The following is a 19,656-nucleotide window of genomic DNA, read 5'->3' as shown; positions in this document are numbered from 1 at the left end:
GCGCGCGGGCCGGGATCGCGCCCGGTGCGGGAGAATGGGCGGCTCTTCAGGACGCAGGACTCGGGAGGACGGGCCATGGGACGGGTCACGGAGCGGCGCCGCGTACTGCGCATTCGGGACGGTGCGGTGAGCACGCGCCCGGACACCCTCGTCGCCGAGGAGCCGATGGAGATCCGCGTCGACGGACGGCAGCTCGCCGTGACGATGCGGACCCCGGGCGACGACTTCGCGCTCGCGGCCGGGTTCCTGGTCAGCGAGGGCGTGCTGGGGGACGCGGAGGAGCTGTCCCGCATCGTGTACTGCGCGGGCGCCGAGGACGGCGGCGCGAACACGTACAACATCGTCGACGTCCGCCTCGCCCCCGGCGTCCCGCTGCCGGAGGCCGGGCTGGAGCGGAACGTCTACACCACCTCCTCCTGCGGCCTGTGCGGAAAGGCCAGCCTGGACGCGGTACGCACCACCACCCGCTGGCCACTGCCCGAGGAGCCCTCGCCGCTGCCCCGGCTCGACCCGGCCACGCTGGCCGTCCTCCCGGACCGGCTGCGCGCCGCGCAGCGGGTGTTCGAGCGGACGGGCGGGCTGCACGCGGCGGCGCTGTTCACCGCCGAGGGGGAGCTGCTGGACGTGAAGGAGGACGTCGGGCGGCACAACGCGGTGGACAAGCTCGTCGGGCAGGCGCTGCGGGACGGCCGGCTGCCGCTGCGGGACGCGGTGCTGGTGGTGTCCGGGCGCGCCTCGTTCGAGCTGGCGCAGAAGGCGGTGATGGCGGGCATTCCGGTCCTGGCCGCGGTCTCGGCGCCCTCCTCGCTGGCGGTGGACCTCGCGGCGGAGTCGGGCCTGACCCTGGTGGGCTTCCTCCGCGGCCGCTCCATGAACGTCTACGCGGGGGCGCAGCGCCTCACGGTCTCCGGCGAGGCCGTCACCTGACGGAACCGGGGACCGGCGCCCGTGCACCGGTGCCGGCCGACGTCTCCGCTTCGGTGCGCCCCCAGCGGCGGGCGAGGTAGGCGCAGACCATCAGCTGCATCTGGTGGAAGAGCATCAGCGGCAGCACGGCCAGGCTCGCCTGGGCCCCGAACAGCACGCTGGCCATGGGCAGTCCGGCCGCGAGGGACTTCTTCGACCCGGCGAAGGTGACGGCGATCCGGTCCTCGCGGACGAAGCCCAGCCGGCGCGAGCCGTACCAGGTGCCGGTCAGCATCACCGCGAGCAGCACCGCCTCGACCCCGACGAGCGCGAGCAGCCGCAGCGGCGTGACCTGCCCCCACACGCCCGTCGCCATGCCCTGGCTGAAGGCCGTGTAGACGACGAGGAGGACGGAGCCGCGGTCGACGTAACCGAGCACCCGCTTGTGCCGGGTGAGGAAGCCGCCGATCCAGCGGCGCAGCAGCTGCCCGGCGAGGAACGGGGCGAGCAGCTGGCAGCCGATGCCGATGAGCCCGTCGGCGCTGAGCGCGGCGTGCCCGCCGATCAGCCAGGCGACGAGCAGCGGCGTGGCGATCATGCCGATCAGGCTGGAGTAGGTGCCGGCGCAGATGGCGGCGGGGACGTTGCCGCGCGCGAGGGAGGTGAACGCGATCGAGGACTGGACGGTGGACGGGACGAGGCAGAGGAACAGCAGCCCGGACTGGAGCTCGGGGGTGAGGACGTGCGGGACGAGCCCGTACGAGGCGAGGCCGAGCAGCGGGAAGAGCGCGAACGTGCACAGGACGACGGCGAGATGGAGCTTCCAGTGCCGCAGCCCGTCGACGGCCTCCCGGGTGGACAGCCGCGCCCCGTAGAGGAAGAAGAGCAGCCCGACCGCGATCCTGGTGGCCCAGGCGAAGCCGTCCGCGGTGCCGCCGCTCGCGGGCAGCAGCACCGCGAGCAGGACCGTGCCGAGCAGCAGGGCTATGTACGGATCGACCAGTCGTGCAACGCGGCGCATGATCTCCCTCGGTACGTGCGCGGTCCGGACGGTCCCGGGCGGTCCGGGCGGCCATGATCCGCCTGCCCGCCGGTGCCGGTCCCATTCTCCTCACGGCCCCGCGTCCGGCGCCGCCCCGGTCCGCGTCCCGGACGGTTCGCGGGCGCGGGGCAGGCGCGGGCGGGGCCGGGGCGTCACCACACAACCGGCACATGGCGGGGACCCGCTCCGGCCCCGGAACGTGGCCGGATACCGACGGGAACCTACGGTGCCGGAGGTTACGCTCGCGAAGGTTCCGTGCAGAAACCCGGAGTGATCTGCAACGACCTGGCCCCGCACTTCCGAAGTGACCGGAATTGACCGTCTGAGCTGCTCAGACGACTCTCCCGATTCCGTTCCGTATCGGATACGGTCACTCGCGCTGTGTCAGACAGCGTGTTTCCTGCACGTCGAGGAGCAGTCCCATTGCGCGAGTTCACCGTCCCGGCCATGGCGACGGCGCCCCAGGTAGGAGGGCTTGCTGACGCCGTCTACGACCACGCCGCCGAGGACCCGCAGCGCGCCGCGCTCGCGATCAAGGACGAACGCGGCCAGTGGCGGGACGTGTCGGCCCTGGAGTTCCGCGACCAGGTTCTCGCGCTGGCCAAGGGCCTGCTCGCCGAGGGCATCCGGTTCGGCGACCGCGTCGCGATCATGTCCCGTACGCGGTACGAGTGGACGCTCTTCGACTTCGCGCTGTGGTCGATCGGGGCCCAGGTCGTGCCGGTCTATCCCACCTCCTCCGCCGAGCAGGTCTTCTGGATGATGCACGACGCGGAGGTCTCGGCCGCCGTCGTCGAGCACGAGGACCACTCGATGACCATCGGCTCCGTCATCGACCGCCTCCCCCGCCTCAAGCGGCTGTGGCAGCTCAACGACGGCGCCGTCGCCAAACTGACCGCCTCGGGCGGGCACATCGCGGACGACGTGGTGCACCGGCACCGGCTCGCGCTCACCCCGGACTCGGTCGCCACCGTCATCTACACCTCGGGCACCACGGGCCGCCCCAAGGGCTGCGTCATCACGCACGCGAACTTCATGGCCGAGGCCGACAACATCGTCGCCCGCTACGACCCGGTGTTCCGCTCGAAGCCCGGCGAGCAGGCGTCGCTGCTGCTGTTCCTGCCGCTCGCGCACGTCTTCGGGCGCATGGTGGAGGTCGCCGCCGTCCGCGGCAAGGTCAAGATCGGCCATCAGCCGGTGATGACGGCCTCCGCGCTGCTGCCCGATCTGGCGGCGTTCCGGCCGACGTTCATCCAGGCCGTTCCGCACCTGTTCGAGAAGATCTTCCAGGCCTCCCGCCGCAAGGCCGAACTCGCGGGCAAGCTCGGCCCGTTCGAGAAGGCCGTGGACGTGGCGGTGCGGTACGCCGAGGCCGTCGAGCGCAAGGCGTTCGGCAAGGGCCCGGGCCCCAGCGCCTCGCTGCGCGTGCAGCACCAGGTCTTCGACAAGCTCGTCTACGCCAAGATGCGGGACGCGATGGGCGGCCGCTGCCGGCACGCGATGTCCGGCGGCAGCGCGATGGAGCGCCGGCTCGGGCTGTTCTTCGAGGGCGCGGGCATGCGCATCTTCGAGGGCTACGGGCTGACGGAGTCCACCGCGGCCGCCGTCGCCAACCCGCCCGAGCAGACCCGCTTCGGCACCGTCGGCCAGCCCGTGCCCGGCACGACGGTGGCGATCGCCGACGACGGCGAGATCCTGCTGCACGGCGGCCAGATCTTCGCCGGGTACCTCAACAACTCCAAGGCGACGCACGAGTCGCTGCGCGGGGGCTGGCTCGCCACCGGCGACCTCGGCTCGCTCGACGAGGACGGCTACCTCACCATCACCGGGCGGAAGAAGGAGATCCTGGTGACCTCCGGCGGGAAGAGCGTCTCCCCCGCCATGCTGGAGGAGCGCGTGCGGGCGCACCCGCTGGTCGCGCAGTGCATCGTCGTCGGCAACGACAGGCCGTACGTCGCGGCGCTGGTCACCCTCGACACGGACGCCGTCTCGCACTGGCTGACGATGCGGGACAAGCCCGCGCTCCAGCCCGCCGAACTGGTGCGGGACGCCGATCTGGAGACCGAGATCCGCCGCTCCGTGGTGGCCGCCAACACCCAGGTCTCGCAGGCGGAATCGATCCGCACCTTCCGCATCCTCGCCGCCCAGTTCACCGAGGAACAGGGCCTGCTCACGCCCTCGCTGAAGCTGAAGCGGAAGGCGATCGAGAACGCGTACGCGGTCGAGATCGAGGCCCTGTACCACAACTGAGCCGGACCGGACTCCTCCGGGAAACCCCCTCCCACCTCGCAAAACCTTGGTAAACGAGCCGAACCGGCGGGCGCGGCCGGGAATCACGCCCGGGTTGTCATCGTTGACCGTGAGGACATCCGGAATCGACATGTACGTGAGGACCATCCCCTCGTGAGCAACGTTCCCACCATCACCCTCAACAACGGCACCGTCATGCCGCAGCTCGGCTTCGGCGTCTGGCAGGTTCCGGACGACGAGGCGACGAGCGCCGTGTCCGCCGCGCTCGCGGCCGGCTACCGCAGCATCGACACGGCCGCCGTGTACGAGAACGAGAAGGGCACCGGACGCGCCCTCGCCGAGTCCGGCCTCGCCCGTGACGACCTGTTCGTCACCACCAAGCTGTGGAACAGCGAGCAGGGCTACGACTCGACGCTCCGCGCCTTCGACGCCTCCCTGGAGCGCCTGGGCCTCGACCACGTCGACCTGTACCTGATCCACTGGCCGCTGCCGGAGATCGACAAGTACCTCGACACCTGGAAGGCGTTCGAGAAGATCTACGCGGACGGCCGCGCCAAGGCCATCGGCGTCTCCAACTTCCAGCCCGCGCACCTGCGCCGCCTGCTGGAGCACGCCGAGGTCATCCCGGCGCTCAACCAGATCGAACTGCACCCGAACCTCCAGCAGGCCGAACTGCGGGCGCTGCACGCCGAGCACGGCATCGCGACCGAGGCCTGGTCGCCGCTGGGCCAGGGCAAGGATCTGCTCCAGGACCCGAAGCTGGCCGCGCTGGCCGAGAAGCACGGCAAGTCCGCCGCGCAGATCGTGCTGCGCTGGCACCTCCAGACCGGCAACGTCGTGATCCCCAAGTCCGTGACCCCGTCGCGGATCAAGGAGAACATCGACGTGTTCGACTTCGCGCTCGACGACGCCGACATGGAGGCCGTGGCCGCGCTCAACACGGACACCCGCCTGGGCCCGGACCCGGACACCATGAACTGGCTCGGCTGAGCCACCCGTTCACGCGGACGCCGTCGCCCCGTCCCGGGGCGGCGGCGTTCGTCGTACGCGGCCCGGGGTGAGGACTGCCCCACCCCGGGTCCACCGGCTGGCCGGGCTGCGGCGCGTGGGCGCGCGCGGAAGCATCGGGGCGAGCAACTCACCCGCGCCGACGAGGAGATGAGCACCGTGCCGCAGCCGCGAACGAGCACTCCCCCGCCGGTGCGCCGCGCGTTCGTCCTGTGGGTGACGGCGGTGGCGGCGGGGGTGTTCGAGACGGCGCTCGCCGTGGTACGGGGAAGCGCCGACGCTCCCGGGGTCGCCGTCCGCGTGCTGGTCTTCGCCGTCGCGCTGTGGGTCGCCGGGCGGATGCGGGCCGGACGGAACTGGGCCCGCCTCGCGCTGGCCCTCGGCCTCGGCGTCCTCGGCACCGCGTCGATGGTCGCCGAGCCGCTGCGCGCCGTCCTCACGGGCGCCGCCCCCGCCGCCGCACTCTCCGGGACCGACGGCCTGCTGTTCGGCGCGAGCCGCACCCTGCACGTCGCCGCCGTGCTCACCGCCGTGTGGCTGATGTTCCGGCCCGCGGCCCGCGCGTACTTCCGGGCCTGAACACCCCTCCGGGCAGGGCACTTTGACGCCTACGTCACCACCTCCGCCCACACCGTCTTGCCCGGGCCCGCCGTGCGCGGCACGGTGCCCCCGTCGCGGGCGAGGGCGGCGACGAGGAGCAGACCGCGTCCGCCCTCGCCCCCGGGAGCGGGGCCCGGCCGGGGCCAGCGGTCGCCGCGGGTGTCGGTGACCTCGACGCGCAGGACGGGCACCTCCTCCGCCGACTCCGTGAGCGCGAGGTGGAAGTCGCGGCCCGGCACGTGGCCGTGCCGCACCGCGTTCGCCGCCAGCTCGGCGGTGACCGCGGTGACCGTCTCGTGGACGGCCGAGGCGTACGGGTGGCCCCAGGAGTCCAGCCGATGCGCGACCAGACGCCGGGCCAGGCGCGCGCCGCGCGGGGTGGAGGTGAACCGCATGGCGAACAGGCGGGCGGGGCCCGGCTGTTGCGCGGGTGGCTGAGGTGTACGGGTTCTCGGGTTCATGGGTCGACTGTCAGTCCTCCCGCGTACCGTCGGCCAGAACCGACGGGCCCACCGGCGGCAGCTGTACGCGAGGCGGCCGCGGCTGTACGCGAGGCGGCCCGTGACCAGCGTGCGCGTCCCGCGGGTTGAGCAGGGGCGGAGGTGACCGGATGGACGAACCGGAGCGGTACGGGGACGAGGAGACGGACGCCGGAGCGGCGCCGGAACCGGAGGTCGGCGGGGGCTTCCTCGTCGTCTTCGGCAGACAGCTGAAGGCCTTGCGTCTGCGCGCGGGCCTGGGACGGGCGGAGTTCGGCGCCCTGGTGGGCTACTCGTCCGCCAGCATCGCCGCCTTCGAACAGGGCAAACGCATCCCGCTGCCGAGATTCATCGACCAGTCGGATGAAGTCCTGGACGCGGGCGGGGCGTTGAGCGCCGCGAAGGACGAGGTGGGACGGGCACGGTATCCGGCGTTCTTCCAAGATGCGGCGAAGCTGGAAGCGGAGGCTGTCGAGCTGCATGTGTACGCGAACCAGGCGGTGCCGGGGCTGTTGCAGACGCCGGAGTACGCGCAGGCCGTGTTCGGCATGTGGCGCCCGTTGTTGAGCAACACCGTGATCGAGCAGCGCGTTGCCGCCCGCGTGGCCCGGCAGCAGATATTCGAGCGCTCTCCCATGCCGACCATCAGTTTCGTGGTCGAGGAGGTCGTCATGCGGCGCCCGATCGGCGGGCACGGAGTCTGGCGTGGCCAACTTGAACAGGTACTCCTCTGCGGCCACCGCAGGAACGTGGAGATTCAGGTCATGCCGACCGAGCGGACTGAACACGCCGCTATGGCAGGACCGTTCACCTTGATCGAGACAATCCGGGGACAGAGGATCGCTTACGCGGAGACGCAAGGAAACAGCCGCCTCTACAGCGAGCGGAGACACGTTCGCGAACTGGAGGAGCAGTACGGCATCCTGCGGGCACAGGCGCTGACCCCGACGGAGTCGCTGGACTTCGTAGAGAAGTTGCTGGGAGAGAGATGAACCGCATAGACAACATCGATACGCAGGCCATGAAGTGGTTCAAGAGCAGCCACAGCGCAGGCAACGGCGGCGAATGCGTCGAGGTCGCCATGGCCTGGCGCAAGAGCAGTCACAGCGCAGGCAACGGCGGCGAGTGCGTCGAGATCGCCGCCTGCCCCGGCGTCCTGCACGTACGCGACTCGAAGGTGACCGGCGGCCCCGTGCTGGACGTAGCACCCGGCGCCTGGGCCGAGTTCGTCGCGTACGCCGCACGGCGGCCGGGGGATCTGTGAACGAAGGCGGGGTGACAACGCGGGCTGCCGGGTTGCGGTGGTTCACGAGCAGCTACAGCACAGGCCAGGGCGGCGAATGCGTCGAGGTCGCCATGACCTGGCGCAAGAGCAGTCACAGCAGTGGTGAAGGCGGCGAGTGCGTCGAGGTCGCCGCCTGTCCCGGCGTCCTGCACGTGCGCGACTCGAAGGTGGCCGGTAGCCCGGTGCTCGACATCGGGCCCGGCGCCTGGGCGGAGTTCATCGTGTTCGCCGGGCGGCGCCGGGGGTGAGGGAGGGGCACGCGGTCCGTGCGGGTACGGGCCGCGTGCCGCCAGCCCGTCGGGGCGGGGCGCTCAGCGGGCGCCGTGGCCGGGGGCGATGTCCTCGATGCGGCGGGCGAGGCCGGTGTCGAGGGCGGTGACCCGGCCGCCGATGCTGTGGGTGTTCACCGAGACGGTCAGCTTGTTGTAGCCCAGCTCCAGGTCGCTGTGGTGGCCCAACTCCTCCTGGATCGCGGCCACATGGATGACCATGGCGGCGGCGGGAAGATGTCCGCCGAAGGAGTAGGTGCGGGCGATGCGGTCGCCCTCCAGCGTCCATCCGGGCAGTCCGGCGAGCGCGTCCTGAAGCTCCTGGTCGGTCAGTGGCTCGGGCGGCATGACGGTCCTCGCTTCCTGTCGGGGCTGTCCAGCCTAGGGCGTACGGGGCGGTTGCGTCCGGTGCGTCCGGTGCGCCCGGAGGGTCCGTCACGCCCCCGCCTCCGGGGTTCTTCTACAGTGCTGTAGATTCGCTGGTCCGGGCACACTCGATCCACCGGGAGGGAAGCAATGGGAGTCTCGCTGGCCAAGGGCGGAAACGTCTCGCTGTCGAAGGAGGCCCCCGGCCTCACGGCCGTCACGGTCGGCCTCGGCTGGGACGTCCGTACCACCACGGGCGCCGACTACGACCTGGACGCCTCGGCCCTGCTCTGCGGCCAGGGCGGCAAGGTCGTCTCCGACCAGCACTTCGTGTTCTACAACAACCTGACCAGCCCGGACGGCTCGGTCCAGCACACCGGCGACAACCTCACCGGTGAGGGCGAGGGCGACGACGAGTCCGTCGACGTGGACCTCGCGAAGGTGCCCGGCGAGGTCGAGAAGATCGTCTTCCCGGTCTCCATCCACGACGCCGAGCAGCGCGGCCAGAGCTTCGGCCAGGTCCGCAACGCCTTCATCCGCGTGGTCAACCAGGCCGACGGCCGCGAGCTGGCCCGCTACGACCTCACCGAGGACGCCTCCACCGAGACCGCGATGGTCTTCGGCGAGCTGTACCGGCACGGCGGCGAGTGGAAGTTCCGCGCGGTCGGCCAGGGCTACGCCTCCGGACTGGCCGGAATCGCCCAGGACTTCGGCGTCAACGTCTGACGGACGTCCGCCCCACGGGCACCCCGCGCACGCCGCGCGGGGTGCCCGTACGCGTGCCGTGGGGCGGGCGGGTCGGCAGGATGAGCGGTGAGCACGTCGGCGCCGCGCGCGGCCTCCCACCCGGGCGGCAGGCGCCGGGAGCCGGAGAGGAGCGAGACCGCACATGCCGGAACCGGACTCCGCACGTCCGCGGGGCACGTCACCGCTGACCCTGCACATCGGCCGCGAGGAGCTCACCGTCCGGGAGCGTTACGAGGCCGCGAGCATCGTCAACGACATCCTGATCGCCCTGTGGTTCCTCGCGGGCAGCATCATGTTCTTCTCCGACGCCTGGATGACGGCCGGGACCTGGTGCTTCGTCTTCGGCAGCGTCGAGCTGCTGGTCCGGCCCGCGATCCGGCTCTCCCGCCAGGTGCATCTGCGCCGCCTGCACGGGCCGGGGCCCGGCCTGCACGGGTCGCCGCTGGACTACTGAGGGTCCCTGCGCGGGGTGCGGGCGGCTTTCGCCGGATGCGGGGCTGCGGGCTGTCGGTACGTCGCCGCCTGCCGCCGCCGTCGTGGCTGTTCGCGCAGTTCCCCGCGCCCCCTGATCGCGGGCTCACCCCGCTTGGGAGGTCTGCGCCTCAGGCGCAGGGCCGGCAAGCGCAGGCCCGCCACGGCACGGGGTGCGTTACGCCGTCACCGGGCCACCCGGGCGCCGCGGGCTGAGCGCGCAGTTCCCCGCGCCCCTTATAGGGCGCCGTTCCCCGCGCCCCTTGCGGCGCGGTCGCGGCGGGCGGCTATGCCGACGTAGACGAGGACGCCGGCGAAGAGGAACAGGACGCCCTGGTAGACCGCCTCGTAGCCGGCGCCGGCGACGAGCCAGAGGGAGAAGCCGAAGGCGGCGACGGCCAGCACGCCGTCCCTGGCCAGCCGGCCCGCGCTGACCTTGTCGCGGCGGCCCGAGGCCAGGAAGTACAGCTGCGCGGCGGTGGCCAGCAGGTACGGGACGGTCGCGGTGAACGTCGTGACCAGGACCAGGCTGTTGAACGCGCCGCTCGCGCCGCCGGTGAAGTTGGCGATCGTCAGCAGCGAGGCGAGCACCGCGGCGACCAGCACGCCGACCGTCGGCACCCCGCGCCGCTTGCGCGCGAAGATCTTCGGGAAGAGGCCGTCCTGCGCCGCCGCGTACGGGGCCTGGGCGCTCAGCAGCGTCCAGCCGTTCAGCGCACCGGCCATGGAGACCACGGCGGCGAGGGCGATGGCGGTGCCGCCCCAGGAGCCGCCGAACATCGCGTTGACGGCGTCGGAGAACGGGGCGGTGGAGTCGACGAGCTTGTCGTGCGAGACGAGCCCGAACACCGAGACCGTGCCGAGCAGATAGACCGCGGCGGCGCCGAGCGTGCCCAGGACGCTGGCCCGTCCGACGTTCCGCCGCGGGTCGCGGACCTCGCCCGCGCTCATCGAGGCGGACTCGACGCCGAGGTAGCTGAAGAGCAGGATCGCGGCCGCGGCCGAGAGGCTGCCGAGCGGGCTCTCGCCGCCCGCGTGGAAGGGGCCCAGGTTGTCCGCGTCGAAGAAGAACAGACCGCCGACCGCGACGAGGGCCAGCGGCAGGAACTTCAGCACCGTGGCCACCACCTGCACGGCGCCCATGAAGCGGGTGCCGGCGAGGTTGGAGAGCGCCGTCAGCCAGATCAGCGCGAGCGCCGCGAGGATCTGCTGCGTCGTCGAGTGGAACGGCAGCAGCACCCCGAGGTAGCCGACGGCGGCCACGGCGAGCGCCGCGTTGCTGACCCAGGAGGTGATCCAGTACGTCCAGGCGCTGAGGAACCCGGCGAAGTCGCCGAACGCCTCGCGGGCGTAGACGTAGGGGCCGCCGGTGCGGGGGTTGTGCCGCGCGAGCCGGCCGAACACCAGGGCCAGGCAGACCGCGCCGAGGCTGAGCACCACGAACGCGACCAGGCTGATCGTCCCGTACGGCGCGACCGAGGCGGGGAGCATGAAGATGCCGCCGCCGATGATGTTGCCCATGACCAGCGTCGTCGCGACGGGAAGGCCGAAGCGGCGCCGGGCCGGTGAGCCTTCGCCGCCGGCGGCCCGCGCGCCCTCGGGCGCGGTGGCGTCCCCGGCGGGGCCGTCGCCCAGGGGCGTGGCCTCGGGGGGTGCGGGAGGAGCGGAACTGGACATCGGCGTCGGGCCTTTCATGACGCGGGGACGGCGGCTGCCACCGAGTGGCGTCCGCCGTGCGACGGCCGGGCGGACCACCGTGGAGCGGCCACGGTGGGACGTCCGCCGGGAGCGGGGAGGGGTGCGGGAGCGCCGCGGGTTCCCGGTGGCGGTGACGCGACCGCGCAGGTCACGTGGGGCTCGGCCCCGGGAACAGCGCCTATGTTCGGATACCGGTCAGGCTCCGCAAAATCGCCGTTCTTTCTTCGCGGGGGCACCCTCGGCCGTGAAAAAGATCCGCCCGGAGCCCCTCGCGACAGCGTTTCGTCCGACGCCCCGCGCGCACCGCACGCGCGGACGCGTACGCATAACGAACACGCGGTGGGTCAGCGGGCGCGCCGGGCCGGTTCGCGGGAGGCGGGGAACGGCTCGGCGTCCGGCTCGGGCGGGGTGAACCAGCCCTCGGCCGACTCCTCCAGCCAGCGGCGCAGGACCAGGTGCAGCCGCTCGGCGCCCACGATCGGCCCGCCGGGCGGCGAGAACACCCGCGGCCACAGCAGGAACGCGTCGGACTGCTCGCCGCCGAGGCCGCCGTGCGAGCCGACCTGCTCCTCGAAGGCGTGCACCTCACCGGTCTCCGGATCGCAGCGCGAATTGACCATGATGTCGGGAACGTTGGCGAACCCGGAGGTGCGGAGCACCGCCTCGGCGGCTCCCGGACCGAACGGCGCCAGCGGGTCCTCCCCGATGGTCTCGCCCGTACGCAGCCGGTGTTCGCCGCCCGCCGGGCCGAGCACGACGGGCCCGTGCCGTTCGCTCTCGACCAGCAGGAAGCCCACCCCGGGATGCCCGGCGAGCGCGGGGAGCAGCGCGGGGTGGCGGGCGTCGAGCTGTTCGCGGGTCATCCGGCCCGGCACGTCGGGGAAGGAGATCAGGCCCAGGTTTCCCGAGCCGAGCACCACAGGACCGGCGCCGCGCGACGGCCGTCGCGGGACCTCCGCGTCGCCGTTCTCCGGCCGGTGCAGCGCGGCGCGGGCCGCGGTGCGCGCCTCGGAACCGCTGCGGGTGCGCCCGGCCCTGCGCGGCACGGGCAGGCCGCAGCCCGCGCGGACCAGCTCCTCCAGGCTCAGCCCGTACGCCCGCTGGAAGGTCTCGCCCCGGCTCTGCCCGTGGTCGGAGAGCAGCACCAGGTGGTACGGGCGCGGGGCGCGTTCGGCGACGTCGGCGATCAGCGCGACCGCGCGGTCCAGGCGGCGCAGCACCTGGCGGGTGTCGCGTCCGCGCGGCCCGGAGTGGTGCGCGACCTCGTCGTAGGACACCAGGTCGGCGTAGACGGCGGGGCGGCCGGTGAGCAGGTCGCCGAGGACGGCGGCGACGACCACGTCCCGCTCGACGACCGTGGCGAAGGCCCGCACGAAGGGGTAGAGCCCCGCCCTGGACACCCGCGGGCGGTCGCCGCGGAAGCGGGCCCGCAGCGACTGGACGGTCTCCCGGACCACCTCGGCGACGAAGGAGACGGCGGTGCGGGTGGCGTTGGCCGGATCGGAGAAGTACGCGAAGTACCCGGCGCGGGAGCGGGTGTCCCGGCCCCGCCGCGCGGCGACCGACAGGACCAGCGCGACCTGCGAGGCGCCGCCGGTGAAGAGGTTGCCCCGGCTGGCGCCGCCGTCGGCGAGCAGCCCGCGGCGCCCGGCGCGGGCCGCGCGGGCGGTGGCGCGGCGCTGGAGTTCACCGGCACTGGAGGGCCGGTTGCTGACGACGACCTCGCCGGTGTCCTTCTCGTACCAGCGGAAGGCGGGCACGTCCGCGTTGCTGCCGTGCAGGATGCCGAGCTGGCTGGCGCCGGTCTGGCTGGACCAGTCGGTGCGCCAGCGGGCCAGCCGGTGGCTCTCGCGCCGGAGCGCCGCGACGGCGGGCATCAGCGGGCCCGTGCCGTCCTGGTCGGTGACCGCCTCGCGCAGCACCTCGTGCCCGAGCCCGTCGAGCTGGAGGAAGACGATGCCGGGGGTCTGCGGGACCTCGTCCCCGCCCGCGCGGCGGCGGTCGCGGCCCGCGAGGCGGGCGAGGCGGCGGCGGTAGGCGCTGTCGTCCCGTACGGCGAGGAAGGTGCTGGTCGCCGAGGAGACCGCGGACATGGCGGCCGCGACGAGGACGGCGTTCTCCGGGCGCAGCGAGCCCCGCCCGTACGGGGCGAGGGTGAAGGCGATCCACAGCAGCGAGCCGTTGAGGAAGAACACCAGCAGGCCGGGGACGAACGCGGGGACCAGCAGCAGCGCCCGCACCAGCACCGGCCAGACCACGGCGCTGAGCAGCGCGAAGGCGCCCGCGCCGACGGCGGCCGTGGCGCCGATCCGGGTGGCGCTGTCGCCGTCCTCGGACTGGAGCCGGAAGTCGGGCAGGAGGCCGGCGAGGAGCAGCATGGTGAGCGTGGCCGTCGTCCAGACGGCGACGACCCGCAGCGCGGCAGCGCCGAGGTTCCGCCACGCCGGAGGCCGAAACCGCAGTCGCACCCACCGCCTCCTCGCGTCCGTCACCGGGGCCCTGACACCCCGGACAACAACGGTCATTGTCCACTTTTTCATGCGACCGGGGGCGCGGTTCCACCGGCCGGCGCACGCCCGGCGGCCGCCGCCGGCTCGTAGGCTCGGCAGTCCGGGCAGGCACACGACGCAGGAGGACCCCGTGACGGTGGAGGTGACGTGGTGGGGGCACGCCACCACAACCCTGCGGGACGCGGGCGTGACGGTGCTGACCGATCCGCTGCTGGTGCGCAGGACAGCCCATCTGCGCCGCCGCCGTGGCGCGCTGCCGCCCGCCTCGGCCACGGTGGCGGACGTGGTGCTCGTCTCCCATCTGCACGCCGACCATCTGCACACCGGCTCGCTGTCCCGGCTCGCCCCCGGCACCCGCGTCGTCGTCCCCGGCGGCGCCCCGCGCGCGGTGCCGGCGCTGCGGCGGCTCGGCCGGCTGCTGGACGTCACCGAGATCGCGCCCGGCGAGGAGCTGACCGTCGCAGGACCGGACGGCGCCTCGGTACGGGTACGCGCGGTGCCCGCCGCGCACGACGGGCGACGGCTGCCGGTCGGCCCGCACCGGACGGCGGCGCTCGGCTACGTCGTCGAGGGCACGGCCCGCACCTACTTCGCCGGGGACACCGGCCTCTTCCCCGGGCTCGCCGCGGCCGTCGGCCCCGTCGACGTGGCGCTGCTGCCGGTCGGCGGCTGGGGCCCGTACCTCGGCGACGGGCACCTGGACGCGGCGGGCGCCGCACAGGCCCTGGCCCGGCTCGGGCCGCGCAGCGCGGTGCCGGTGCACTACGGGACGTACTGGCCGATCGGGATGGACGCGGTGCGGCCGCACGAATTCCACGCGCCCGGCGACGAGTTCGTCCGGCTCGCCGCGAAGGCCGCGCCCGGGGTCGCCGTGCACCGGCTGGACCACGGCGAGAGCGTGCGGCTGGAGGGGCGCGGGTGAGCGCCGGTCCGGTGGCGGTGGACGGGCTGAGCCGCGCGGTCGGGGCCGCGCTGGAGGCGGGCGGCGGCGCGGTGCCGCCCGAGTCGGCCCAGCAGGCCGTCACCTACCCCTCGCTGTTCCTGCTCGTGGTGCTCGGCGCGCTGGTGCCGGTGGTGCCGACGGGCGCGCTGGTCAGCGGCGCGGCCGTGGTCGCGCTGCACCAGACCGGGCCCGCCGTGCCGCTGGCCGGGGTGCTGGGGGTGGCGGCGCTCGGGGCCTTCACCGGTGACATGGCGCTGTACTGGCTCGGGCAGCGGGGCGTGCGCTCGCGGAACGGTTCGCGCTGGCTGGAGCGGCTGCGGGAGCGTGCGGCGCCGGAACGGCTGGCGCAGGCGCGGGTACGGCTGCGGGATCACGGCATCACGGTGCTGGTGCTGTCGCGGCTGCTGCCCGCCGGGCGCATCCCGGTGATGCTGGCCTGTCTGCTGGCGCGGGTGCGGATGCGGGACTTCGCCCGCGGGAACGCGCCCGCGTGCCTGGCCTGGGCCGTGACGTACGCGCTGATCGGCATCCTCGGCGGCTCCCTGTTCCCGCAGCCGTGGGAGGGCGTGGCGGCGGCGGTCGGCCTGACGCTGCTGGTCGGGGCGGGGCCGGCGGTTTGGCGCCGGTTCCGCTGAGGGCGGGGGCGCCTTCGCTTCTCGGGGTACGGGGCTGTGTGGCCCGGTGCCGGTACGTCGTGGTGATTCGCGCAGTTCCCCGCGCCCCTTTTTTGCGCCGTTCCCCGCGCCCCTTGTCGCGGGCCCGCCCCGCTTGGGAGAACTGCGCCTTAGGCGCAGGGCTGGCAAGCGCAGCGCCTCAGCCCCGGCGCGGGGTGCTCCATGCCGTCGCCGGGCCACCCCGCCGTCGTGGCCGTTCGCGCCGTTCCCCGCGCCCCTGACGGGGCGATCCCGCGTCCCCTATGGGGCAGGCGGGGACGTGAGGGCGGTCAGGGTTCCGCGGACCGATTCGAGCGCTCGGGTCACGGTGGGGTCCTGGAGGGGGTCGGACGGAACCGCGGCCCGGGGGGTGAGGACGTCGGTGGAGAGGGAGACGCGGAGTTCGCGGGGATCGTCGCCGAGGCGGTGGCCGCCGAGCGCGTACGGGCCCAGGCGGCGCACCAGTTCGGCCTCCAGCGCCGCCGCGTCGGCGATGCCCCGCGCCGCGAGGAGCGGCCGGGACGCCTCCAGGTCCGCGTACACGTACCGGCCCAGGTGCGGCAGCCGGCAGACCGCGTCGGCCTCGGTGAACGCGCGGTGCAGCGCCCGCGCGAGCTGTCCCCGCGCCCGTGCCCCGGCCGCGCGCCGCTCCCGCGCGCCCGGCGGCTCCGCGAGCGCCTCGGCCGCGGCGCGGGCGACGGGGTCGGAGAGTTCGGTGTGCAGGGTGTCGAGCACCTCCCGTACGGCGGCGGCGAGTTCGCGCCCGTGCGGGGTGGCGGGGAAGCGGGCCATGCCCGCGTACAGCCCGGCGGGCAGCAGCGCGGCGCCGAGGCCGCTCAGGACGACGACCGCGTCCGGGTGCGGACCGCCCCACAGCATCTCGGCGGGGCTGACGACGACGGTGTCGTGCGGGTCGAAGGAGGTGTCGCGCAGGCTCTCGTCGCTGACGATCAGCAGGCCCTCGTCGACCGCCACCTCGCACACCTCGTGCAGCAGCTCGGGCGGTACGGCCGTACCGGTGGGCTCGTCGGCGACGGACAGCACCAGCACCCGCGGCGTCTCGCCCTCGGCCCGCGCCCGGCGGAGGGTCTCCAGCAGCGCGAACGGGTCGGGCACGCCGCCGCTTTCGGCGGGGACGGGCACCGTCCGCAGGGTCCGCCCGAGCAGCCGGGCCTGCGCGCCGTGCCAGGCCGCGCCGGGCCGGGGCAGCAGCACTCCCCCGCCCCCGGCGGCACCGTCCTCGCCGGTCGCCGCGAGCAGCGCGAGGAGCAGCAGCGGTGCGCCGGAGGCGAGGACGACCTGCTCGTCGGCGGTGCGCATGCCGCGCCGGTGCCAGTACCCGCAGGCGGCGCGCACGGCGGCGGCGCGGGGGGCGTCCGGGGCGCCGTCGTCGAGGGCGTCCGGCGCGTGCGGCGGTTCCGACCGGTCTGGCTGCATGGGGCCCACCTTCGCAGAAGGGCATGCCGCTGTCCTGCGATGACACCGGCGCCGGACCGGCTCCGGGTCAGCGGGCGAGCAGCCCCTCCAGGCCCTCGGTGCGGGCCAGGGCCTCCAGTTCGTCGAGGGCCGCGCGGGCGGCGGAGGCGGCGGCGGGGTCGGTCTCGGCCAGGCCGCTCGCGGCGAACTCGTCCTCGTCCAGGCGCAGTACGAGCGCGCGGTCGGCGGAGACCCACAGGTCGAGGTCCAGGTCGGCGACGGCGAGGCCGTCGGGGGTCTCGCGTGCGGGGCGGGTCATGTCGCAGTACCAGCCCTTGAGGGTGCCGTCGGGGGCGTGCACCTCCTTGACCGAGAACCATCGGTCCCGCCAGTAGTGTTCGGTGAACACGTCGCCGCGTTCGAAGCGGAACGCGCCGAAGTCCGAGACGGGCGGTCCGGCCCAGGGGGCGGTGACCACGGCGTGCGTGCCGTCGTCCCGGACGACGGTTGCCGGGTAACGCACGTCGGGGCGCGGCGCCTTGAGCAGCGTGACGGTGATCTCCGTGCCGGGGGTGAGGCCGTTCGGTGCAGCGGTCATGGGGGCAGCCTGCCGAAGCGCGGCCCCGTCCGCACACGGTTTTCCGTACGCCGGGCACCCGGCGGAACCGAGAGGAGCAGGCCCTGAACAGCGAAGGCGGCAGGAGCGCGAGGGAGCGGGTCGGGCGGGTGCTCGGCGGCGCGGTGCGGCGGTGGGGCGGCGGGCCGCGGCCCGTGGAGCCGGCCGCGGGTCCGGCCGGGCTGGACGCGGCGGTCTTCGGGCTGGTCGCGGAGCGGCACTGGCCCGGCGCGGAACGGGTGCTGCCGGCGCTCAGCCGCAGCGCGGACAAGGCCCGGCTGTGGACCGTCGTCGGCGCCGCGATGGCGGCGGCCCGCACCCCGCGCGGGCGCCGGGCCGCCGTACGGGGCCTGGCCTCGCTGGCGGTGGCCTCGGCCGCGGTGAACACCCTCGGGAAGCGGTCGGTGCGCAGGCCGCGCCCGGTGCTGGACGACGTGCCCCTCATCCGGCAGCTGCGGCGGCAGCCGGTGACCACCTCGTTCCCCTCCGGGCACGCGGCCTCGGCGGCGGCCTTCGCGACGGGCGTCGCGCTGGAGTCGCCGCGCTGGGGCGCGGTGGTGGCGCCGCTGGCCGCCTCCGTGGCGTTCTCCCGGGTGTACACGGGCGTGCACTACCCGAGCGACGTGCTGGCCGGCGCTGCGCTCGGCGCCGGGGCCGCGCTGGCGGTGCGCGGGCTGGTGCCGACGCGCGACCAACTCCCCTCCCCGGCCCGCCCGTTGGCGCACGCGCCCGCGCTGCCCGAGGGCGAGGGGCTGGTCCTCGTCGCGAACGTCTCCTCGGGCTCGCGCATCGAGTCCCCGGCGACGGCGGCCGGCGGGGCGAGCGAGGTGACCGAGCCGGGTCCGCTGCGGCTGCTGCGCGAGCTGCTGCCGAAGGCCGAGGTGGTCACCTGCGATCCGCGCGCGGGCGGGCTCACCGGGGCGTTGGAATCGGCCGCCCGGCGGGCCGCCGAACGGGGCGGCGCGCTCGGCGTGTACGGCGGCGACGGCACGCTGAACGCGGCGGCGGCCGTGGCGGCCCGCACGGGTGTGCCGATGGCGGTCGCGCCGGGCGGTACGCACAACCACTTCGCGCTCGACCTCGGCATCGAGGCCGTCGGGGACATGTGCCGCGCGGTGGAGGCGGGGCACGCCGTCGGCGTCGACCTGGGGCGTTTCACGCCGCGCTCCGGGGCGGACGGGGCCCGGACCGGCTACTTCCTCAACACCTTCAGCCTGGGCGCCTACCCCGATCTGGTGCGGGTCCGTGAGCGGTGGGCGCACCGGATCGGGGCCTGGCCCGCCGGGGTGCTCGCCGCGCTGCACGTGCTGCGCACCAGTGGCCCGGTGGAGGCCGGGCTGGGCGGGAGCAGCCGTCCGCTGTGGCTGCTGTTCGCGGGGAACTGCAGCTACCGGGTGGGGCTCGCGCCGGTGCGGCGGAACGATCTGGCGGACGGGCGGCTGGACGTCCGGGTGGTCAGGGCGGGGCGGTGGGCCCGGGCCCGGCTGCTGGTCGCGGCGGTGACCAGCGCCGTCGACCGGTCGCCGCTGCACAGCACCCGGTCGCTGCGCCGCCTGGTGATCGACGGGATACCGCCGGGGACGCACCTGGCGTACGACGGCGAGGTGGCGGAGGCTCCGGAGAGCCTGCTGCTGGACAAGGTGCACGAGGCGCTGGCCGTCTACCGGCCGCGCGCGGACTGACCAACCGGCCGCACAGAACGGCGAGTCCGCATCCCGAGACATATTTGCTCAGTATGCGGACGCCGGGCGTACGCTCCCGGCATGCCGGAAGACACAGGAAGCAGCTCCGCGCAGGAGACCGCCGTCTACACGCACGGGCACCACCCCTCGGTGCTGCGCTCGCACACCTGGCGCACCGCAGCCAACTCGGCCGGGTACCTGCTCGGTTCGCTCCGCCCCGGCGACCGCGTCCTGGCGCAGGCGCGCGCCCTCGCCGCCGAACGCGGCCTGCGCAACACGGAGTTCGCCACCGCGGACGTGCACGCGCTCGCGTACCCCGACGACAGCTTCACCGTCGTCCACGCCCACCAGACGCTCCAGCACGTGGGCGATCCGGTGGCCGCGCTGCGCGAGATGCGGCGGGTGTGCGCGCCGGGCGGCACCGTCGCCGTCCGGGACGGCGACTACGGCGGCATGTGTCCTGTGACTTCGAAGGCTGCGGATTGAAGCGACACTCTGCGGAGGATCTTGCGGGTTGAAGTCGTACCTTGCGGTGAGGGTGGGGTTGGCGAGCGTGGTCGGCGTTAGAGGTGCTGCCGGGTGGTTCTGCGGGCCCCTCGCCCCGCTGATCGCCTCGCCCTACTGGCGACGGCTGGCCGGAGGCACCGAAGCCGAGCAGGCCCGGTTCCTCACGGAGGTCGCAGGCCGCGTCACCTACCCCTACAACCCGCCCGAC

General features: G+C 74.1%; 19 protein-coding genes and 1 pseudogene. 13 read left to right on the top strand and 7 right to left on the bottom strand.

Going from position 1 to position 19,656, the window contains the following annotated elements; translation table 11 throughout:
- The first annotated feature begins 75 nt into the window (after window positions 1-75).
- On the top strand, window positions 76-927 hold the full coding sequence (gene fdhD / locus HCC30_RS02140) for a formate dehydrogenase accessory sulfurtransferase FdhD (RefSeq protein WP_169440209.1): 852 nt from the start codon (window positions 76-78) through the stop codon (window positions 925-927).
- On the opposite strand, the gene HCC30_RS02135 is transcribed toward fdhD, so the two are convergent.
- Window positions 920-1,927 (bottom strand): bile acid:sodium symporter family protein, encoded by a 1,008-nt coding sequence (locus HCC30_RS02135; RefSeq protein WP_169440208.1) that lies wholly within the window; start codon window positions 1,925-1,927, stop codon window positions 920-922. The genes fdhD and HCC30_RS02135 overlap by 8 nt on opposite strands.
- A 444-nt stretch (window positions 1,928-2,371) precedes the next feature.
- Between HCC30_RS02135 and HCC30_RS02130 the strand changes: the two genes are divergently transcribed.
- From HCC30_RS02130 to HCC30_RS02120, 3 genes are all read left to right on the top strand, one after another.
- Complete coding sequence (locus tag HCC30_RS02130) at window positions 2,372-4,198, top strand: AMP-dependent synthetase/ligase (protein ID WP_169440207.1); 1,827 nt, start codon at window positions 2,372-2,374, stop codon at window positions 4,196-4,198.
- Window positions 4,199-4,351: 153 nt separating this feature from the next.
- Window positions 4,352-5,188 (top strand): aldo/keto reductase, encoded by an 837-nt coding sequence (locus tag HCC30_RS02125; RefSeq protein WP_346776455.1) that lies wholly within the window; start codon window positions 4,352-4,354, stop codon window positions 5,186-5,188.
- A gap of 177 nt (window positions 5,189-5,365) precedes the next feature.
- Entirely contained in the window at window positions 5,366-5,785 is a 420-nt protein-coding gene (locus tag HCC30_RS02120; RefSeq protein ID WP_169440206.1) for a hypothetical protein, read from the top strand.
- A 29-nt stretch (window positions 5,786-5,814) separates the two neighbouring features.
- On the opposite strand, the gene HCC30_RS02115 is transcribed toward HCC30_RS02120, so the two are convergent.
- Window positions 5,815-6,267 carry an ATP-binding protein gene (locus HCC30_RS02115; protein WP_240979249.1) on the bottom strand — a complete coding sequence of 151 codons (453 nt, stop codon included), beginning with the start codon at window positions 6,265-6,267 and terminating at the stop codon, window positions 5,815-5,817.
- Window positions 6,268-6,416: 149 nt separating this feature from the next.
- Between HCC30_RS02115 and HCC30_RS02110 the strand changes: the two genes are divergently transcribed.
- Genes HCC30_RS02110 through HCC30_RS02100 form a run of 3 tightly spaced genes read left to right on the top strand, consistent with a single transcriptional unit; the run spans window position 6,417 to window position 7,818 of the window.
- Window positions 6,417-7,277 carry a helix-turn-helix transcriptional regulator gene (locus tag HCC30_RS02110; RefSeq protein ID WP_169440205.1) on the top strand — a complete coding sequence of 287 codons (861 nt, stop codon included), beginning with the start codon at window positions 6,417-6,419 and terminating at the stop codon, window positions 7,275-7,277.
- Window positions 7,274-7,549, top strand: a complete 276-nt coding sequence (locus HCC30_RS02105) for a DUF397 domain-containing protein (protein WP_169440204.1) — start codon at window positions 7,274-7,276, stop codon at window positions 7,547-7,549. The genes HCC30_RS02110 and HCC30_RS02105 overlap by 4 nt, the downstream gene beginning before the upstream one ends.
- A gap of 11 nt (window positions 7,550-7,560) precedes the next feature.
- Window positions 7,561-7,818 carry a DUF397 domain-containing protein gene (locus HCC30_RS02100; protein ID WP_169440203.1) on the top strand — a complete coding sequence of 86 codons (258 nt, stop codon included), beginning with the start codon at window positions 7,561-7,563 and terminating at the stop codon, window positions 7,816-7,818.
- 63 nt (window positions 7,819-7,881) lie between these two features.
- On the opposite strand, the gene HCC30_RS02095 is transcribed toward HCC30_RS02100, so the two are convergent.
- Window positions 7,882-8,187, bottom strand: coding sequence for a 4a-hydroxytetrahydrobiopterin dehydratase (locus HCC30_RS02095; protein WP_169440202.1), 306 nt, complete (start codon window positions 8,185-8,187; stop codon window positions 7,882-7,884).
- Window positions 8,188-8,355: 168 nt separating this feature from the next.
- On the opposite strand from HCC30_RS02095, the gene HCC30_RS02090 reads away from it, so the two are divergent.
- Window positions 8,356-8,931, top strand: a complete 576-nt coding sequence (locus HCC30_RS02090; RefSeq protein ID WP_169440201.1) for a TerD family protein — start codon at window positions 8,356-8,358, stop codon at window positions 8,929-8,931.
- A 163-nt stretch (window positions 8,932-9,094) separates the two neighbouring features.
- Window positions 9,095-9,406, top strand: a complete 312-nt coding sequence (locus HCC30_RS02085) for a YrhK family protein (protein ID WP_169440200.1) — start codon at window positions 9,095-9,097, stop codon at window positions 9,404-9,406.
- Between the two features lie 254 nt (window positions 9,407-9,660).
- Here the strand turns inward: HCC30_RS02085 and HCC30_RS02080 are convergent, their stop codons facing one another.
- Together HCC30_RS02080 and HCC30_RS02075 are read right to left on the bottom strand one after the other, a co-directional pair.
- Window positions 9,661-11,100 carry an amino acid permease gene (locus tag HCC30_RS02080; protein WP_169440199.1) on the bottom strand — a complete coding sequence of 480 codons (1,440 nt, stop codon included), beginning with the start codon at window positions 11,098-11,100 and terminating at the stop codon, window positions 9,661-9,663.
- A 365-nt stretch (window positions 11,101-11,465) separates the two neighbouring features.
- Window positions 11,466-13,583: an alkaline phosphatase family protein gene (locus tag HCC30_RS02075; protein ID WP_240979299.1), complete on the bottom strand. Its 2,118-nt coding sequence runs from the start codon at window positions 13,581-13,583 to the stop codon at window positions 11,466-11,468.
- Window positions 13,584-13,761: 178 nt separating this feature from the next.
- Here HCC30_RS02075 and HCC30_RS02070 point away from each other — a divergent pair, with 178 nt between their 5' ends.
- Entirely contained in the window at window positions 13,762-14,553 is a 792-nt protein-coding gene (locus HCC30_RS02070; protein WP_169440197.1) for an MBL fold metallo-hydrolase, read from the top strand.
- Window positions 14,554-14,570: 17 nt separating this feature from the next.
- Window positions 14,571-15,209 (top strand): VTT domain-containing protein, encoded by a 639-nt coding sequence (locus tag HCC30_RS02065; RefSeq protein ID WP_346776475.1) that lies wholly within the window; start codon window positions 14,571-14,573, stop codon window positions 15,207-15,209.
- Between the two features lie 279 nt (window positions 15,210-15,488).
- Here HCC30_RS02065 and HCC30_RS02060 read toward each other — a convergent pair whose 3' ends face one another.
- Entirely contained in the window at window positions 15,489-16,664 is a 1,176-nt protein-coding gene (locus HCC30_RS02060; protein WP_169440195.1) for an aminotransferase class I/II-fold pyridoxal phosphate-dependent enzyme, read from the bottom strand.
- A gap of 67 nt (window positions 16,665-16,731) precedes the next feature.
- The gene (locus tag HCC30_RS02055; protein WP_169440194.1) at window positions 16,732-17,241 is read right to left on the bottom strand and encodes a DUF402 domain-containing protein; all 510 of its coding nucleotides are present in this window, start codon (window positions 17,239-17,241) and stop codon (window positions 16,732-16,734) included.
- 173 nt (window positions 17,242-17,414) lie between these two features.
- On the opposite strand from HCC30_RS02055, the gene HCC30_RS02050 reads away from it, so the two are divergent.
- Window positions 17,415-18,941, top strand: a complete 1,527-nt coding sequence (locus HCC30_RS02050) for a phosphatase PAP2 family protein (RefSeq protein ID WP_346776454.1) — start codon at window positions 17,415-17,417, stop codon at window positions 18,939-18,941.
- Window positions 18,942-19,022: 81 nt separating this feature from the next.
- Window positions 19,023-19,388 (top strand): annotated as a pseudogene (locus HCC30_RS02045) (class I SAM-dependent methyltransferase); the annotation flags it as partial.
- Window positions 19,389-19,656 lie beyond the last annotated feature (268 nt).

Origin of the sequence: Streptomyces sp. HNM0574, assembly GCF_012726235.1 — a bacterium.
In the GTDB taxonomy this organism is placed as follows: Bacteria; Actinomycetota; Actinomycetes; order Streptomycetales; family Streptomycetaceae; genus Streptomyces.
Note: the sequence above shows the minus strand (reverse complement) of the source record. Positions and strands in the feature narration are given on the sequence as shown.

What these genes read in the sequence shown, in the direction of transcription:
- HCC30_RS02135 (WP_169440208.1), bottom strand. Translation starts at nt 1,927, where the DNA reads ATGCGCCGCGTTGCACGACTGGTCGATCCGTACATAGCCCTGCTGCTC.
- HCC30_RS02110 (WP_169440205.1), top strand. Translation starts at nt 6,417, where the DNA reads ATGGACGAACCGGAGCGGTACGGGGACGAGGAGACGGACGCCGGAGCG.
- HCC30_RS02095 (WP_169440202.1), bottom strand. Translation starts at nt 8,187, where the DNA reads ATGCCGCCCGAGCCACTGACCGACCAGGAGCTTCAGGACGCGCTCGCC.
- HCC30_RS02105 (WP_169440204.1), top strand. Translation starts at nt 7,274, where the DNA reads ATGAACCGCATAGACAACATCGATACGCAGGCCATGAAGTGGTTCAAG.
- HCC30_RS02090 (WP_169440201.1), top strand. Translation starts at nt 8,356, where the DNA reads ATGGGAGTCTCGCTGGCCAAGGGCGGAAACGTCTCGCTGTCGAAGGAG.
- HCC30_RS02080 (WP_169440199.1), bottom strand. Translation starts at nt 11,100, where the DNA reads ATGTCCAGTTCCGCTCCTCCCGCACCCCCCGAGGCCACGCCCCTGGGC.
- HCC30_RS02060 (WP_169440195.1), bottom strand. Translation starts at nt 16,664, where the DNA reads ATGCAGCCAGACCGGTCGGAACCGCCGCACGCGCCGGACGCCCTCGAC.
- HCC30_RS02115 (WP_240979249.1), bottom strand. Translation starts at nt 6,267, where the DNA reads ATGAACCCGAGAACCCGTACACCTCAGCCACCCGCGCAACAGCCGGGC.
- HCC30_RS02085 (WP_169440200.1), top strand. Translation starts at nt 9,095, where the DNA reads ATGCCGGAACCGGACTCCGCACGTCCGCGGGGCACGTCACCGCTGACC.
- fdhD (WP_169440209.1), top strand. Translation starts at nt 76, where the DNA reads ATGGGACGGGTCACGGAGCGGCGCCGCGTACTGCGCATTCGGGACGGT.
- HCC30_RS02055 (WP_169440194.1), bottom strand. Translation starts at nt 17,241, where the DNA reads ATGACCGCTGCACCGAACGGCCTCACCCCCGGCACGGAGATCACCGTC.